Below are 16143 nucleotides of genomic sequence, written 5' to 3'. Positions count from 1 at the left end.
GCACGCCGACCCTCGGGATCGCGGACAGGCATCGCGCGATCGACGCCCCGCCTTGCGGCCCGACGTCGCCCCCGCTAGGAACGATCGTGTGACCTTCAGACGCGACCGCTCCCCGATCTCCGGGGCGGATGCGCGTGACTGACCCCGGCCCCGCGCGTCAGGTCGCGCTCGCCGTCGACATCGGCGGCACGAAGGCGGACGCCGCCCTCGTCACGGCCGATGGCACGATCGTGGCGGGCTCGGCATCCCGCCGCCGCACGGGCCCCGAGAGCACCGCGGCGTCGCTCGCGACGGCGGTGCGATCCGTCGCCGCCGAAGCGCTCGCCGCCCGCCGGCCCGAGGACGAGCTGGTCGGCATCGGGATCGGCTCGGCCGGCCCCGTCGACCGCGCGAGCGGGACCGTGTCGCCCCTCAACATGACGGCCGCGGCGGGCTTCGATCCCGCCGCGGCCGTGCGCGATCTCGTCCCCGGCCCGCTCGTGCGAGTGGCGCTCGACGGCGCGTGCATCGCACTGGCCGAACATCGATGGGGAGGTGCGAGAGGCGCGACCACGGCGCTCGCGCTCGTCGTGTCGACGGGCGTCGGCGGAGGCTTCATCGTGAACGGGATGCCGGTCTCCGGCCGCACCGGCAACGCGGGGCACATCGGGCAGCTGCGCGTGCGCGCGCGTGACGCCGACGATCCGCTCGCGGGGACGGTCGAATCCCTCGCTTCGGGGCCGAACACCGTCGCGTGGGCACGGCGGCACGGCTGGACGGGGACGACGGGGGAAGAGCTCGCCGTCTCCTACGCGGCGGGAGACGCGGTCGCGCGGGCCGCCGTCGGTCGCTCGGCCACGGCGGTCGGCGAGGCGATCGCCGCCGCCGCGACGCTCCTCGACCTCGAGGTCGCGGTCGTCGGAGGCGGGTTCGCGGACGTCGCGAGCGACTACATCGATCAGGTCCGCGCATCCGTCGAGGAGGCGGCGCCCCTGCCATTCGCACGCGCCGTCCGGGTCACGGGATCGGGCCTGCACGGGGACGGCCCCCTCCTGGGCGCGGCGGCGCTCGTGCTCGGAGCCGACTCGCAGCGGTGAGGGCGAGGCCGCGATTCCCGCGGCCGTCGAGTTCGTGAGGGTCGGCCCGGAGACGGCGCAGATCGAGACGTTCTCGACCGAGGCGTTCGTCGCATGGGCGCTCACTCCGCCCGGCGACCGCCCGCCTCGAGCACGTCGCCCGCGGGGAGCTCCTGGTGTCCGCCGAACTGCTGCCGCATCGCCGAGAGCACCTGGTTGGCGAAGCGGTCCTCGTCGCGCGAGGCGAAGCGCTCGAAGAGGGATGCCGCGAGAACCGGGACGGGCACGCCGATGTCGACGGCGGCCTTGACGGTCCAGCGTCCCTCGCCCGAGTCGGAGACGCGGCCGGCGAGCCCGTCGAGGGCGGGGTTCGCGTGGAGGGCGGCGGCCGTGAGGTCGAGCAGCCACGACGAGATGACCGATCCGCGCCGCCACAGCTCCGAGACCTTCGCCGTGTCGATGTCGAAGCGATAGAACTCCGGCTCTTCGAGGGGCGCGACCTCGGCGGAGTGCTCTGCTTCGCGGATGCCGGCATCCGCGTTCTCGAGGATGTTCAGACCTTCGGCGAACGCGGCCATGATGCCGTACTCGATGCCGTTGTGCACCATCTTGACGAAGTGGCCGGCGCCCGAGGCGCCGCAGTGCAGGTAGCCGAGCTCTTCGGGGGCGAACGCGCCGTCGCGGCCCGGTGTCCGCGGGATCTCGCCCGCGCCCGGCGCGATCGTGCGCAGCAGCGGATCGAGCCGTTCGACCGCCTTGGCCGGTCCGCCGACCATGAGGCAATAGCCGCGCTCGAGCCCGAACACCCCGCCGCTCGTCCCGACGTCGACGTAGTGGATGCCCTTCTCGGCCAGGCGCGCGGCGCGGCGGACGTCGTCGCGATAGTTCGAGTTGCCGCCGTCGATGAGGATGTCGCCCGGCTCCAGGAGCGGCGCGAGCCCGTCGACGACCCCGCCGGTCAGCCCCGCGGGGATCATGAGCCAGATCGCGCGGGGCGCGGGCAGCGCCGCGACGAGCGCTTCGAGGTCGTCGACTCCCGTCGCTCCCTCGGCGACGAGGGCCGCCACGGAGTCGGGGCTCACGTCGTACGCGACGCATTCGTGCCCCGCGCGCAGGATGCGCCGCGAGATGTTGGCGCCCATTCGGCCGAGGCCGATCATTCCGAGCTGCATGGCTGGTTCCTCCTGGGGGTGCGGGTCAGTCGCGGGCCGCGGCGGGCGGCACGGTGAGGGCGAGGCGCCGGATGATCTCGTCGGCCTCGTCGCGAGGGCTTCGCGTCAGGTCGACGACGATGCCGGACTCGTCGGAGTCGAGCGGCTCGAGGGTCGCGAACTGCGATCCGAGCAGGCTCTCGGGCATGAAGTGGTCGAGTCGTCTGCTGAGCCGGTCTGCGATGGCGCCGCGCGCCCCGGCGAGGTGCACGAACACGACACCGGGGCCGCGGAGCCGGTCGCGGTAGGCACGCCGCAGCGCGGAGCACGTGATGATGCCCGGTGTGCCCGTCGAGGTGTGCAGCCGGATCCAGTCCGAGATCCGGTCGAGCCACGGCCAGCGGTCCTCGTCCGTGAGGGGGTGGCCCGCCGCCATCTTCGCGACGTTGGCCTCGGGGTGGAGGTCGTCGCCCTCCTCGAGGTCCCAGCCCAGGCGCCCGGCGAGCAGGCCAGCGACGGTCGACTTCCCCGAGCCGGACACGCCCATGACGACCAGGACGATGGGCACTTCGCCGGATGCCGCGGCGGGCGCTTCGGCCGTCACGTCATACCACCAGATCCAGGAGGAGGACCCCGGCGAGGCCGACGACCGAGATGAGGCACTCGAGCACCGTCCACGTCTTGAAGTTCTGCGGCAGGCTCGTTCCGAGGTACTGCTTGACGAGCCAGAATCCCGCGTCGTTGACGTGCGACAGGAAGACGGAGCCTGCGCCGATCGCGAGCACGAGGAGCGCGACCTCGGGGCCCGCCAGCGTCGCAGCGACAGGCGTCATGAGGCCTGCCGCGGTCACGGTCGCGACGGTCGCCGAGCCCGTCGCGACGCGGACGAGGACGGCGACGACCCAGCCGAGCAGCAGCACCGAGATGCCGCTGTCGAGCACGGCCCGCGTGATGACCTCGCCGATCCCCGTGTCGATGAGCACCTGCTTGAACGCGCCGCCGGCGCCGACGATGAGCAGGATGCCGGCGATCGGCGGAAGGCTGCTCTCGAGCGACTTCGCGACGGTCGTGCGGTTCATCCTGCCGCCTGCGCCCAGGACGAAGATGCCGTAGATCACGGTGATGAGCAGGGCGATGGCGGGGGTGCCGATGAAGTCGAGGACGACCTTCCACGTGCCCTCCGCGTCGGGGGCGATGATGTCTGCGAGCGCCTTGACCATCATGAGGACGACGGGGAGCAGGATCGCCGAGAGCGCCGCGACGAAGGAGGGACGCGGGCGCTGTGCGGCATCCACCCCGTCGTCCTCCGGCGTGACGAACATCGCCGGAACCGGAACGGGCGCCCAGCGCGCGGCGAAGGTGCTGAACAGCGGCCCCGCGACGATGATCGTCGGGATCGCGACGATGACGCCGAACGCGAGCGTGAGGCCGAGGTTCGCGCCGAGCGCGTCGATCGCGATGAGCGGGCCGGGGTGCGGCGGCACGAGGCCGTGCATCGCCGACAGGCCGGCAAGGGTCGGGATCGCGATCTTCATGAGCGGGAGCCCCGAGCGCCGCGCGACCAGGATGATCACGGGGATCAGCAGCACGAGCCCGATCTCGAAGAACATCGGCAGACCGATGACCGCGCCGACGAGCGCCATCGTCCACGGGAGCATCCGCGGGCTCGACCGTGCGACGAGCGTGTCGACGACCCGGTCGGCTCCGCCGGAGTCGGCGAGGAGCTTGCCGAACATGGCGCCGAGGGCGATGAGCACGCCGACGCCGCCCATGGTCGAGCCGAATCCCGTCGTGAAGCTCGTGAGCGCCTGCGCGGGCGCCATCCCCGCGCCCAGCCCGACGCCGAGGGCGCCGATCGTGAGGGCGAGGAAGGGATGCACCTTCAGCCACGTGATGAGCAGGATGATGACCGCGAAGCCGAGCAGGGCCGCCGTGATGAGCCGTGCGTCGGAGCCGACGGGCACGATCGCGTCCGCCATCGGACGCACTGCCGAAGGGATCATCGTCGTCAAGGGAACCATCTTTGTTCCTCCGTTGGAATGAAGCGCCGCCGAAGCCACTGCGCTTCCATCTGATATTTGAGAAGACAGTAGCTGAATAATATGACTATTACAAGACCGGATGCCGAAATGCAGGATGTTCTTGTCGCATACCCCTGAAATGTCCGGTCGAACGGCGTACCCTGACGGCATGACTCAGGGGCCGCTCCACGACGCGATCGTCGAGCGCTGGGGCGCCGACATCGCATCGGGACGCCGTCCGGCCGGGAGCCGTATCATCACGGATCAGGCGGTCGTCGAGTTCTCGGCATCCCGCAGCGCCATCCGCGAGGCCGTCCGCGTGCTCGAGTCGCTCGGCATGGTCGAGTCGCGCCAGCGCGTCGGCATCACGGTGCTGCCCGTCGAGTCGTGGAGCCCGTACGACCCGCGCATCCTGCGGTGGCGCCTGGACGGACCCGATCGCGCCGAGCTGCTGCGCAGCCTCAGCGAGCTGCGCGCCGCCGTCGAGCCTGCCGCCGCACGGCTCGCGGCGGAGCGCGCGACCCCCGCGCAGTGCGGCGCGCTCGCGGCGGCCGTCATCGGCATGGCGTCGACCTCGCGCGCCGCGGACGCCGACGAGTACCTCGCGCACGACATCGCGTTCCACACGGTGCTGCTCGAGGCGTCCGGCAACGTCATGCTCGCGAGCCTGGGCACGATCGTCGTCGCCGTGCTCGAGGGCCGCACCCACCACGCGCTCATGCCCGCCGTCGCCGACGCCGAGGCGCTGCGCCTGCACGGCCTCGTTGCGGCAGCGGTGCAGTCGGGTGACGGCAGCGCGGCCGAAGAGGCCATGCGCGCGATCGTCGCGGAGTCGCTCACCGCGATGTCGGCCGGCACCTGACCGCCCCGGGGGCCGATGTCGCCGCGAGCCCCTAGATTGAGCGCATGAGCGACTACGAGGTGCTGGAGATGGGCGGTCTCGACGAGTGGCGCGCCCACTACGGCGGGTTCCGGCCGGAGAGCTCGCGCGACGGTCGCCGGGTCGTCGACCACGACCTCGAGATGCAGTTCATCGGCATGACAGCGAACGCCCTCGAACCGGGCGAAGAGGCCGGGTACTGGCACGCGCACGCGCGCATCGAGGAGCTCTACGTGTTCCTCGCCGGCCGCGGTCAGATGGGCCTCGACGACGAGGTCGTCGACGTCGGCCCTGGCACGGTCGTGCGCGTCGGGCAGGGCGTGTGGCGCACGTGGCGCGCCCTGCCCGGCAGTTCCGAGCAGCTGCGCTGGCTCTGCATCCGCGCGGGCGGGTACGAGCTGCCGCACTTCCCCGACGACAGCACGCGCGACGAGGGTCGCCCCTCGCCCTGGTGACGGCATCCGTCCTCGCGAGGGGATGCCGCGTCCGCCCGCGAGCAGGAGATCTCGATCGCCCGGATGCCGGATGCCGGATGCCGCGGACGGAGGACGGCGGACGGCGGGCGCCATGCGGGCGCGCGGCTCGGCGGGCCGTCCGCACGGCACGACCTACACTGGAGGCATCCCTTCCACCGCTTCAGGAACCGCCGTGACGCAAGCCTCCGCCGTCCGCACCTTCGAGGTGCGGCACCTTCAGCTCGCGCGCGCCGCGTTCGCGGCGATCGCCGCCGCCATGATCACGTTCTCGACCGACCATTCGGCGGGTGTGGGCCTCGCGGTGTTCAGCGGCTTCGCGATCGCGACGGGACTCGTGTACTTCGTCGCGGTGTGGATCGTCTATCCGGCAGGCCGCCGCTGGCCGTCCGTGCTGCTGGGCATCCTCACGCTCGGCGCGGGAATGGTGGGCGGCATCACCGCGCTGCGCACGAACGAGATGTTCTTCATCCTGGTCATCGCGTGGGCGGTTGCGACAGGCGTCGTCGAGCTCGTGTCGGGATGGCGCGGCCTGCGTCCGCGGCACATCGCGCCGGAGGCCGAGCGGTTCGCCGCGCCTCCCATGCCCCGTTCCGAGGCCCGCGATGCCGTGACGGTCGGCATCCTGACCCTCGCGCTCGCGATCGGGATCGCGCTCGTGCCCTCGGGCTACGCGCTCAGCTACTACATCGAAGACGCGCACGAGAGCTTCACGCTGACCGGCATCACGATCGCGGTCGGGGTCTTCGGCGCCTACGCGGCGATCGTCGCCGTGTACCTCGCGATCGCAGCCTTCTCCCCCCAGCGGACCGTTGCCGCACAGGACACGCGCGACGGCGACGCCTCAGCGGGAGAGACGGCATGACCGACGAGAAGCCCACGCGGCGCGATCTCATGAAGCCGGTCCAGCTTCTCGGGCTCGCCTTCGGCGCCGCGCTGTTCGCGGGAATCGTGACGGCCGTCTCGATGGGCGTCTTCCAGAACCGCTTCGAGGGTCAGGCCGGGCGCGCGCTCACCGTCGCCGCCGTCGTCGCCGGCATCACGTTCATCGTCGTGCTGGTCGGCCTCGCGCTCATGATCCTCGCGGTGGATCCGGCCCAGATCACGAAGACCGTCGACCATCCCGTGCTGCGCCCCGAGGGCGAGGACGAGGCGAAGCCGGATGCCGCAGCCGACGGCGACGGCGGCGCACCCACGCCCTGAGCGTGCCGGCGCACGAGGCCGCCGACGCGGATCCTCGCGGCCGGCCCGCGGGCGCCCGACTCAGATCAGGTCGACGAGCTCGGACGCGAGGCCCGTGTAGGTCGCGGGCGTGAGGGCCAGCAGGCGCTCCTTCGCGGCATCCCCGATGTCGAGGCCGCGCACGAACTCGGCGAGGTCCTCGGCGCCGATGCGACGGCCGCGCGTGAGGTCCTTGAGCAGGGCGTAGGGATCGCTGATGTGCGAACGGCCCGCCGTGACCTCGGCGCGCACGACGGTCTGGATGGCCTCCGCGAGCACCTCCCAGTTGCCCTCGAGGTCGGCGTCGAGCACGCCCTGCGCGAGCGAGATCTCTCCGAGCCCGCGTCGCAGATTGTCGAGCGCGAGCAGCGAGTGCCCGAACGCGACGCCGATGTTGCGCTGCGTCGTCGAGTCGGTCAGGTCGCGCTGCAGGCGCGAGGTGACGAGGGTCGACGCGAGGGTCGAGAGCAGACCGCCGGAGATCTCGAGATTGGCCTCGGCGTTCTCGAACCGGATCGGGTTGATCTTGTGCGGCATCGTCGACGATCCCGTGGCACCCGCGACCGGGATCTGCGAGAAGTAGCCGAGCGAGATGTAGGTCCAGACATCCGTCGCGAGATTGTGCAGGATGCCGCCCGCGTGACGCACCCGGTCGTACAGCTCGACCTGCCAGTCGTGCGACTCGATCTGGGTCGTGACGGGGGTGAACCCGATGCCCAGGCCCTCGATGAACTCGCGCGCGACGAGCGGCCAGTCCACCTGCGGATCGGCCGACAGGTGCGCCGACCAGGTGCCCGTGGCGCCGGAGAACTTCGCGAGGAACTCGGTCGAGCGGATCTGCCTCGCGACGCGCTCGAGGCGCCACACGAAGACGGCGAGCTCCTTGCCCATCGTCGTGGGCGTCGCGGGCTGGCCGTGCGTGCGCGCGAGCATCGCGGCATCCCGATGCTCGATCGCGAGCGCCTTGAGCGCGGCGATCACCGACTCGAGCTGCGGCAGCCAGACCTCCGTGACGGCGCGCTTTACCGTGAGGGCGTACGACGCGGAGTTGACGTCCTCGCTCGTGCAGGCGAAGTGCGTGAGCTCGGCGATCGCGTCGAGCCCGAGCGTGGAGAGCCGGTCGCGCACGAGGTACTCGACGGCCTTGACGTCGTGGCGCGTCACGGCCTCCTTCTCGGCGAGCCAGTCGATCTCGCTCTGCCCGAAGTCGAGATACAGCAGGCGCAGCTTGTCCTTGTCGCTCTCGCCGAGCGGCTGCGTGCCGAACAGGCTCCGGTCGGTGAGGGCGATGAGCCACTCGACCTCGACCTCGACGCGCGCGCGGTTCAGGCCCGCCTCCGACAGGAAGTCGGCGAGCGGCGCGACCGCGGCGCGGTAGCGGCCGTCGAGGGGGCTGAGGGGCTGCGGGGGAAGAGTGGTCACGATGATCCCGTCGGGACGCGGCGCGACGCCCGGTGTCAGGACGCCGAGCGGATCGCGGGTTCGAGCTGCCGGAAGAGCGCCCGGCTCGCACTCTCGATCATACCGAGCACCTCGTCGAACATTCCTGGGCCGGCATAGTACGGGTCGGGGACGTCGAGCGTGTGGGCGGCGGGGTCGAACGACATCAGCAGCGCGATCTTGTCGGCATCCCCTTCGTGCCTGGCCCAGCTGCGAAGGATGCGCTCGTGGCTGCGGTCGAGTGCGACGACGAGATCGTGCGACGCGAAGTCGGATGCCGTGAACTGCCTCGCGCGATGCCGTGTGCCGTCGTAGCCTCGCCGCTCCAGCGCATCGAGCGTGCGCTGGTCGGCGCGCTCGCCGACGTGCCAGTCCCCCGTGCCCGCGCTCGTCGAGAGGACGCGATCGCGAAGGCCGGCGTTCGCGGCGAACCAGCGGAACACGACCTCGGCCATGGGCGAGCGGCAGATGTTGCCCGTGCAGACGAAGACGACGCGGAACGGCTCGGGCGGGGCGCCGTCGGATGCCGTCATCCCCCCATTCTGGGACGACTCGTGCCTCCTGCACAGGGCGAGTTCGCGGGCGGGCTGCTCACAGACGCGCAGTGCGATGGTCGGGATGCTGCGGCCGCGCCCGACGCTCGAGGGATGAAGACGATGCTTCCCGCTGCGACGCACGCAGACCTCTCCCTGACAGATGCCGCGCGCCGCAGTCTCGACGAGGCTGCGCTGCGCCTCTTCGGCGTGCGCGCCTCGGTCGTCCGCGCGGCGGCGGAGACCGACTGGCAGGCCGACGCCGCCCGCCGCTTCCATGCGCTCGTCGACGAGTGGGCCGACGAGATCGGCCGGCTCGCGCATCTCGCCGCCACAGCCCGTGAAGACACGAGGCGCGCTCACGACCGCCTTGAGCTCGGCGTGTGGACGGTAGGCGGATGACCGACGGCGTCGACCTGCGCTCGGGCGGCCGCGTCGCGGTCGACACCGTCACGCTCCGCACCGCCGCCGGCGACTTCGATCGCATCGCCGCAGAGCTGTCCGACGTGCAGCGTCTCGCGGGGTCGGCGCGCGACATCCTGTACGGCGTCGCGGGCACCGAGGATGCCGCGGCCTCCGCGGGCGACGTGTTCCGGCGCACGCTCGGCGCGTTCGGCAGTGCGCGGTCGTTCGCGCTGCGCCTGCGGGCCGTGGCGGCGATCTACGAGCTGAGCGAGCTGGACGCCCAGCGGGCGGCGGCGGGGAACGATCCCGCGGCGCTGAGGGCGCTGGAGGCGGCGCGGCGTTCGCTCGAAGACGATGTCGCGGCGTACGCCGCGCTCGATCCCCGCGGGGCTGGGGAGCTGGACGCCTGGCGCGGCGGCGGGTTCTGGGCGGCCGACCTCGTGTGGCAGGCGGGAGCGGCGTGGGGTGCCGATCCGTTCGGCATGGGGCTGTTCGCCGGCGTCGGCTCCGCCGCGATCACGGCGGGGTTCTGGGGCGCGCTCGATCTGAGCGGCGCCGGTCGGATCGGTCGCGGCGACCGGCTGACCGGCCAGGTCAAGCCCGTCCGGCTGGGCGTCGTGGCGACGGACGCGAAGGCGGTGGCCCCGGCATCCCTCGCCGCAGCGACCGCCCGGGTGCCGCACGGCGGCGCGGGGCGCGTGCGCGTCGAGACCTACACGATGTCCGACGGGTCGCGCCAGTTCGCCGTGTACGTGTCGGGCACCGTCTCGCAGTCGATCTCGGGCGGCGTCGATCCGTTCGACAACGAGTCCAACCTCCAGCTGTACCACGGGGAGCCCTCCGCCTCGTACGAGGCGGTCCTCGAAGCCCTGCGCGCCTCCGGCGCGGAGCCGGGCGACACGGTGCACGCATTCGGGCACTCGCAGGGCGGGATGATCGCGTCCTACCTCGCGATCGACGGCGAGTTCGAGGTGTCGACGATCGTGACCGCCGGCTCGCCCGTCGAGGCCGACGTCGGCCCGTCGACTCTCAGCGTTCAGCTGCGCCACGGCGACGACCTGATCTCGGCGCTCGCCGGCGGGGGGCACGACGACGCGGTCGGCGCGCCCGGCAGCTTCATCGCCGAGCGCATCGCCGATCCGGCCCCCGGGCCGCACGACCTCGAGCTGCCCGCGCACGGGCTGGGCGAGTACGTCACGACGGCCGAGCGGGTCGACGCGTCCTCCGACCCGCGAGTGGAGGGCATCCGCGACGTCTTGGCCGAGCTCGCACAGGCCGAGTCGGTCAGCTCGACGCTGTACTCCGCCGTGCGGGTCAGCGCTTCTTCTGCGGACGAAGGATGATGCCGAACACCCAGTTGATGAGCGTGATGACGAGTGCGGCGAGCACGCCCCACCAGAAGTCCTCGACGCGAAGACCCCAGCTCCACCAGTGCGTGAGCCACGCCGTGATCCACAGCAGCAGCCCGTTCACGAGGAGCGAGATGAGCCCCAGGGTCAGGATGTACAGCGGGAACGCGACGATGCGGATGACGGTGCCGATGATCGTGTTGACGAGGGCGAAGATCGCGGCGACGGCCAGCAGCGTCAGGACGAGCTGCAGCGTCTCGCCCGGAGGGAAGGCGATGACGGTGACCTGCAGGGCCGGGATGAGGGTGACGACCCAGATCGCGAAGGCATTGACGACGACGCGGATGAGAAAACGCATAATGCGCCAGTCTCCCATGCAGCAGTGCTCGGGCGCAGAGAACATCTCGATACCACTTTCGCGACGACCCTGTCCGGCGACGACGCGTACCCCGCGCTCCCGCTCAAAGCCGCGGCGCTCCTGGAGAGCGTCCTGCGCAACCACCCGTTCGTCGACGGCGGACGAAGGCTTCGACCTCGTGATCGGCGTCGCCGAGGGGCGCATCGACCTGGGGCCGGCCGCCGCGACGCTGGCCTCCCATCTCGTCCCTCGCTGATCGAGCCGCCGCTGCGACATTCGGTCCATGGGCGCCTTCGCGCGGCGTCGGCATGACGAAGCCGTGAGATCGTCGCCGCGCTTCCGACATCGCATCGCCGCGTCCTCGCGGTGCTCGCGTGCCTGCGAGGGGCGCGGGAGATCGCCGATCCACCAGCCGCCGCCAGGTCTGACGGCGGGCTCGGCGCCGTCACGTCGCCGCATGCCCCTCCGTAGACTCGACGGGTGACCGACTCCGCCGACCTTCCCGTCCGCGTCCGCCCCGAGATCGCCGCGCTGCCCTCCTACAAGCAAGGCAAGCAGGCCGGCGGCGACGCCTTCAAGCTGTCGAGCAACGAGAACCCGTTCGACTCGCTGCCGGGGGTCGTGGAGGCCGTGCAGGGCGCGGCGGCGCTCAACCGGTATCCGGATGCCTCGGCCGCGCGCCTGCGCGAGCGCCTCGCCGCACGGTACGACGTGACGCCGGACGACGTCCACATCGGCGCGGGAAGCGTGTCGATCCTGCATCAGCTCGCGCTCGCCGTGGGCGGCCCCGGGACGGAGATGATCTACGCGTGGCGCTCGTTCGAGGCCTATCCCGGCCTCGCCGCGGTGTCGGGCACGACGGCCGTCGAGATCCCGCTGGGCGAAGGCGCTCGCCACGACCTCGCCGCGATCGCGGCCGCCGTGACCGACCGGACGCGGATGATCATCGTCTGCAGCCCCAACAACCCCACGGGCCCGATCGTGACGCAGGAGGAGTTCGACGACCTCCTCGCACGCGTCCCCGCCGACGTCCTCGTCGTGCTCGACGAGGCCTACGCCGAGTTCGTGACCGACGCCGCGGCCGTCGACGGCCGTCGCGTCCTCGCGCAGCGGGGCCTCGGCAACGTCGTGGTCCTGCGCACGTTCTCGAAGGCGTACGGCCTCGCGGGGCTGCGCGTCGGATACGCGATCGGCCATCGCCGCATCCTCGACGCGGCGCGCGCGACCGCGATCCCGCTCGCCGTGACGGCACAGGCCGAACAGGCCGCGCTCGCGAGCCTCGACGCCGAGCCCGAGCTGCTCGACCGCGTGCGTGCGATCTCCGCGCGGCGCGACCGGCTCGTGGCCGGCCTGCGCGAAGCGGGATGGGACGTCCCGGACGCGCAGGGCAACTTCGTATGGCTCGCGACGAGAGCCGAGACGCTCGACGCCGCGGCGGCCTTCGAGGAGGCAGGACTCATCGTCCGGCCCTTCGCGGGCGACGGCATCCGTATATCCGTGGGGGAGCATGAATCTGTGGACAAGGTCCTACGGGTTGCGGCATCCGTTGTCCGGACTCTCCCAGAGGGGCATGCGGGACGAGGGTTAGCGTAGAGACCGTGACCCCGTCCGAAGACACGGCCGACGTTCCCGGGCTCGTGCGCGTGCTCGCGGCGGACGGCAGCCTCGCACCGACTCCCGCCGCCGAGCCGTACCTCGCGCTCATCGACGCGCTGACGGATGCCGACCTCGAGCAGTTCTACCGCGACATGGTCGTCATCCGTGCATTCGACCGCCAGGCGACGAACCTGCAGCGCCAGGGCCAGCTCGCCCTGTGGCCGCCGAGTCACGGGCAGGAGGCCGCGCAGGTCGGCTCCGTGCGCGCGACGCGCCCGCAGGACCACGTCTTCCCCTCCTATCGCGAGCACGCCGTCGCGCGCGTGCGCGGCGTCGACCCCATCGACATCATCCGCGTCATGCGCGGCCTGACGCACGGCGGATGGGATCCGTTCGACCCCGGGAACGGCAACACCCACATCTACACGCTCGTGCTCGGTTCGCAGACGCTTCACGCGACGGGGGTGGGCATGGGGCTCGTCTTCGACGGCCGCTGCGGCACGGGCGACCCGGATCGCGACGAGGCCGTCATCGTCTACTACGGCGACGGAGCGTCCAGCCAGGGCGACGTGCACGAGGCGATGGTGTTCGCCGCGAGCTACCGCACGCCCGAGGTGTTCTTCCTGCAGAACAACCAGTGGGCGATCTCGGTGCCCGTCTCGACGCAGTCGCGCTCGCCTCTGCACAAGCGCGGCGAGGGCTACGGGATGCCGTCGATCCCGGTCGACGGCAACGACGTCCTCGCGAGCTACGCCGTCACGAAGGTCGCGCTCGACCAGGCGCGCGCCGGCGCGGGCCCGCGGGCGATCGAGGCGCAGACGTACCGCATGGGCGCGCACACGACGAGCGACGACCCGACGAAGTACCGGACTTCGGCCGAGGAGGAGTCGTGGATCCGCCGCGACCCCATCGCGCGCATGCACGCCTACCTGCGCGGCCGCGGCGCCTCCGACGCGTTCTTCGCCGACGTCGAGGCGGAGGGCCAGGCCGTCGCCGACGACGCGCGCATCCGCACGGGCGAGCTCGGCGGACTCGATCGCGATGCCATGTTCGCGCACGTCTACTCCGAGCCGCACCCGCTCGTCGACGAGCAGCGGGAGTGGCTCGCCGCGTACGAGGCATCCTTCGAGGAGGGGACACCGTGACCGTGGTTCGGAACTCCCAGGAACCGGACACCGCGCAGGAGGCTCTCGCGGCCGATGCGCCGGCGAGCGGCGCCGCGGCATCCGCCCCCTCGATCACGACGATGCCCTTCAGCCGCGCCATCAACGCGGGCCTGCGCCGCGCGATGTCGGAGAGCGACCGCGTCCTGCTGATGGGGGAGGACATCGGCCGCCTCGGCGGCGTGTTCCGCGTGACGGAGGGTCTCCAGGCCGAGTTCGGCGACCGCCGCGTGCTCGACACGCCGCTTGCGGAGTCCGGCATCGTCGGCACGGCGATCGGCCTCGCGATGGTCGGGTTCCGTCCCGTCATCGAGATCCAGTTCGACGGGTTCGTGTTCCCCGCCTTCGACCAGATCACGACCCAGCTCGCGAAGTTCACCAACCGGCACGAGGGCGCCCTGTCGATGCCGATCGTCATCCGCATCCCGTATGGGGGCCACATCGGCGCCGTCGAGCACCATCAGGAGAGTCCCGAGGCGTACTTCACGCACACGGCCGGCCTGCGCGTCGTGAGCCCGTCGACCCCGAACGACGGCTACTGGATGATCCAGGACGCGATCGCCTCGAACGACCCCGTGATCTTCCTCGAGCCCAAGGCCAAGTACTGGATGAAGGGCGACGTGGATGCCGCGTCCCGCGCGCTCCCGCTGCACGCGAGCCGGCTCGTCCGCCGCGGCACCGACGTCACCCTCGTCGGGCACGGCGCCATGGTGACGACGCTCCTGCAGGCGGCGGCGCTCGCCGAGTCGGAGGGGACGTCGTGCGAGGTCATCGACCTGCGGTCGCTCTCCCCCGTCGACTACGGTCCGATCCTCGACTCCGTGCACCGCACGGGCCGCATGGTCTACGCGCAGGAGGCGCCCGGCTTCACATCGCTCGGATCGGAGATCTCGGCGACCGTCATGGAGAAGGCGTTCTTCGCGCTCGAGGCGCCCGTCCTGCGCGTGTCGGGCTTCGACACGCCCTTCCCCCCGGCCAAGCTCGAAGGCGCCTACCTCCCCGACGCCGACCGCATCCTCGAGGCCGTCGACCGCGCCCTCGCCTACTGACCCGCCCCCGACCGATGAACGCGCCCGCCCTGACGCCGCTGCAGTCTCGCGGAGGCGGGATGCGTCGAAAGGACGCCGCATGACCACGCAGACCTTTGTCCTCCCGGACGTCGGAGAAGGACTCACGGAGGCCGAGATCGTGCAGTGGCGCGTCGCGCCGGGCGACGAGGTCGCGGTCAACGACGTCCTCGTCGAGATCGAGACGGCGAAGTCCCTCGTCGAGCTGCCGTCGCCGTTCGCGGGGAAGGTCGGCGAGCTGCTCGCGAACGAGGGCGAGACCGTCGACGTGGGCGCGCCGATCATCACGATCGCGGCGGCCGGCGCCGCCCCTGCCGCCGACGTCGTCGTGGGCCAGTCCGAGCACGGCGCTCCGCCCGAGGCCGAGGACGGCGGCGCGGTCCTGGTCGGCTACGGGACGGGCGGGCACGTGCAGTCCCGCCGCCGCAAGCCCGCCGAGCGGCCGGTCACGGCATCCGTCGGCGTCATCGCGAAACCGCCGATCCGCAAGCTCGCACGCGATCTCGGGGTCGACCTCGCGGAGGTCACCCCGAGCGGTGCGGCAGGCGAGGTCACGCGCGACGACGTCGTTCGCCACGCCTCGCAGGCCTCGGTCTTCCGCAACATCCAGACTCCGGAGTGGCCCGCCGTGAGGGAGGAGACGATCCCCGTCGCCCCCGAGGTCGCCGCGGTCGCCGTGGCCCCGCCCGTTCAGGGTCCCGCGCTCGCGGGTCCGGATGCCGCCCTGCGCGAGGAGACGATCCCCGTCAAGGGCGTGCGCAAGGCCGTCGCGAGCGGGATGGTCCTCAGCGCCTACACGGCGCCGCACGTGTCGGTGTGGACCGACGTCGACGCGACCCGCACGATGGAGTTCGTCCGAAGGCTCAAGGCGTCTCCCGACTTCGCCGACATCAAGGTGTCGCCGCTGCTCATCATGGCGCGTGCCGTCATCTGGGCGGTCCGCCGCACGCCCATGGTCAACGCCGCCTGGATCGACACGGATCAGGGCGCCGAGATCCGCGTCCGGCACTTCGTCAACCTCGGCATCGCCGCCGCCACGCCGAGGGGGCTGCTCGTCCCCAACATCAAGGACGCGCAGAACCTCAGCACACGCGAGCTCGCCCGCGCCCTCGAGAAGCTCACGCTGACGGCCCGCGAAGGAAAGACGACGCCCGCGGACCAGCAGAACGGCACGATCACGATCACCAACATCGGCGTGTTCGGGATGGACGCGGGCACCCCCATCATCAACCCCGGCGAGTCCGGCATCATCGCGATGGGCGCGATCCGCCAGAAGCCGTGGGTCGTCGACGGGGAAGTGCGTCCCCGCTGGGTCACGACCGTCGCAGGCTCGTTCGACCACCGTGTGATCGACGGCGACGGGATGTCGCGGTTCGTCGCGGACGTGGCATCCGTCCTCGAAGAGCCGGCGCTCCTGCTGGACTGAGCCCC

At 71.7% G+C, this 16143-nt stretch carries 17 protein-coding genes; 11 read left to right on the top strand and 6 right to left on the bottom strand.

Going from position 1 to position 16143, the window contains the following annotated elements:
• Positions 1-128: 128 nt before the first annotated feature.
• On the top strand, positions 129-1076 hold the full coding sequence (locus tag FHS08_RS05845; RefSeq protein WP_167036567.1) for an ROK family protein: 948 nt from the start codon (positions 129-131) through the stop codon (positions 1074-1076).
• 101 nt (positions 1077-1177) lie between these two features.
• On the opposite strand, the gene gnd is transcribed toward FHS08_RS05845, so the two are convergent.
• From gnd to FHS08_RS05830, 3 genes are read right to left on the bottom strand one after another with little or no spacing between them, the layout of a single operon-like run.
• Entirely contained in the window at positions 1178-2227 is a 1050-nt protein-coding gene (gene gnd, locus FHS08_RS05840; protein ID WP_167036564.1) for a phosphogluconate dehydrogenase (NAD(+)-dependent, decarboxylating), read from the bottom strand.
• A gap of 25 nt (positions 2228-2252) precedes the next feature.
• Positions 2253-2753, bottom strand: coding sequence for a gluconokinase (locus FHS08_RS05835; protein ID WP_167039665.1), 501 nt, complete (start codon positions 2751-2753; stop codon positions 2253-2255).
• A 58-nt stretch (positions 2754-2811) separates the two neighbouring features.
• On the bottom strand, positions 2812-4227 hold the full coding sequence (locus FHS08_RS05830; protein WP_167036561.1) for a GntP family permease: 1416 nt from the start codon (positions 4225-4227) through the stop codon (positions 2812-2814).
• A 169-nt stretch (positions 4228-4396) separates the two neighbouring features.
• Between FHS08_RS05830 and FHS08_RS05825 the strand changes: the two genes are divergently transcribed.
• The 4 genes from FHS08_RS05825 to FHS08_RS05810 all read left to right on the top strand — a co-directional run bounded on the left by FHS08_RS05825 (position 4397) and on the right by FHS08_RS05810 (position 6783).
• The gene (locus FHS08_RS05825; protein WP_167036558.1) at positions 4397-5089 is read left to right on the top strand and encodes a FadR/GntR family transcriptional regulator; all 693 of its coding nucleotides are present in this window, start codon (positions 4397-4399) and stop codon (positions 5087-5089) included.
• Between the two features lie 44 nt (positions 5090-5133).
• Entirely contained in the window at positions 5134-5562 is a 429-nt protein-coding gene (locus tag FHS08_RS05820) for a cupin domain-containing protein (RefSeq protein ID WP_167036555.1), read from the top strand.
• A gap of 193 nt (positions 5563-5755) precedes the next feature.
• Complete coding sequence (locus tag FHS08_RS05815) at positions 5756-6445, top strand: acyl-CoA synthetase (protein WP_167036552.1); 690 nt, start codon at positions 5756-5758, stop codon at positions 6443-6445.
• Positions 6442-6783, top strand: a complete 342-nt coding sequence (locus FHS08_RS05810; protein WP_167036549.1) for an amino acid transporter — start codon at positions 6442-6444, stop codon at positions 6781-6783. Before FHS08_RS05815 ends, FHS08_RS05810 begins: the two co-directional genes overlap by 4 nt.
• Positions 6784-6843: 60 nt before the next feature.
• On the opposite strand, the gene purB is transcribed toward FHS08_RS05810, so the two are convergent.
• Together purB and FHS08_RS05800 are read right to left on the bottom strand one after the other, a co-directional pair.
• Positions 6844-8223 carry an adenylosuccinate lyase gene (gene purB, locus FHS08_RS05805; RefSeq protein WP_167036546.1) on the bottom strand — a complete coding sequence of 460 codons (1380 nt, stop codon included), beginning with the start codon at positions 8221-8223 and terminating at the stop codon, positions 6844-6846.
• Between the two features lie 35 nt (positions 8224-8258).
• Complete coding sequence (locus FHS08_RS05800; RefSeq protein WP_167036543.1) at positions 8259-8774, bottom strand: low molecular weight protein-tyrosine-phosphatase; 516 nt, start codon at positions 8772-8774, stop codon at positions 8259-8261.
• A gap of 114 nt (positions 8775-8888) precedes the next feature.
• Here FHS08_RS05800 and FHS08_RS05795 point away from each other — a divergent pair, with 114 nt between their 5' ends.
• Entirely contained in the window at positions 8889-9176 is a 288-nt protein-coding gene (locus tag FHS08_RS05795; RefSeq protein WP_167036540.1) for a hypothetical protein, read from the top strand.
• Complete coding sequence (locus FHS08_RS05790; protein ID WP_167036535.1) at positions 9173-10522, top strand: alpha/beta hydrolase; 1350 nt, start codon at positions 9173-9175, stop codon at positions 10520-10522. The genes FHS08_RS05795 and FHS08_RS05790 overlap by 4 nt, the downstream gene beginning before the upstream one ends.
• Here the strand turns inward: FHS08_RS05790 and FHS08_RS05785 are convergent.
• Positions 10494-10886, bottom strand: coding sequence for a phage holin family protein (locus FHS08_RS05785; protein WP_167036533.1), 393 nt, complete (start codon positions 10884-10886; stop codon positions 10494-10496). The two genes, FHS08_RS05790 and FHS08_RS05785, sit on opposite strands and share 29 nt — an antisense overlap.
• Before the next feature lie 480 nt (positions 10887-11366).
• Here FHS08_RS05785 and FHS08_RS05780 point away from each other — a divergent pair, with 480 nt between their 5' ends.
• The 4 genes from FHS08_RS05780 to FHS08_RS05765 all read left to right on the top strand — a co-directional run bounded on the left by FHS08_RS05780 (position 11367) and on the right by FHS08_RS05765 (position 16138).
• The gene (locus FHS08_RS05780) at positions 11367-12479 is read left to right on the top strand and encodes a histidinol-phosphate transaminase (RefSeq protein WP_167036530.1); all 1113 of its coding nucleotides are present in this window, start codon (positions 11367-11369) and stop codon (positions 12477-12479) included.
• A 5-nt stretch (positions 12480-12484) separates the two neighbouring features.
• Positions 12485-13627: a thiamine pyrophosphate-dependent enzyme gene (locus FHS08_RS05775; protein ID WP_167036527.1), complete on the top strand. Its 1143-nt coding sequence runs from the start codon at positions 12485-12487 to the stop codon at positions 13625-13627.
• Between the two features lie 101 nt (positions 13628-13728).
• A complete protein-coding gene (locus FHS08_RS05770) occupies positions 13729-14694 on the top strand; it encodes an alpha-ketoacid dehydrogenase subunit beta (RefSeq protein WP_167039663.1) in 966 nt (321 codons plus the stop codon).
• Positions 14695-14773: 79 nt separating this feature from the next.
• Positions 14774-16138, top strand: a complete 1365-nt coding sequence (locus FHS08_RS05765; RefSeq protein ID WP_167036524.1) for a dihydrolipoamide acetyltransferase family protein — start codon at positions 14774-14776, stop codon at positions 16136-16138.
• The last annotated feature ends 5 nt before the right edge of the window (positions 16139-16143 follow it).

Origin of the sequence: Microbacterium ulmi, assembly GCF_011759705.1 — a bacterium.
GTDB lineage: Bacteria > Actinomycetota > Actinomycetes > Actinomycetales > Microbacteriaceae > Microbacterium > Microbacterium ulmi.
The sequence above is the reverse complement of the archived record's forward strand: the minus strand, read 5'-3'. Positions and strand labels throughout refer to the sequence as shown.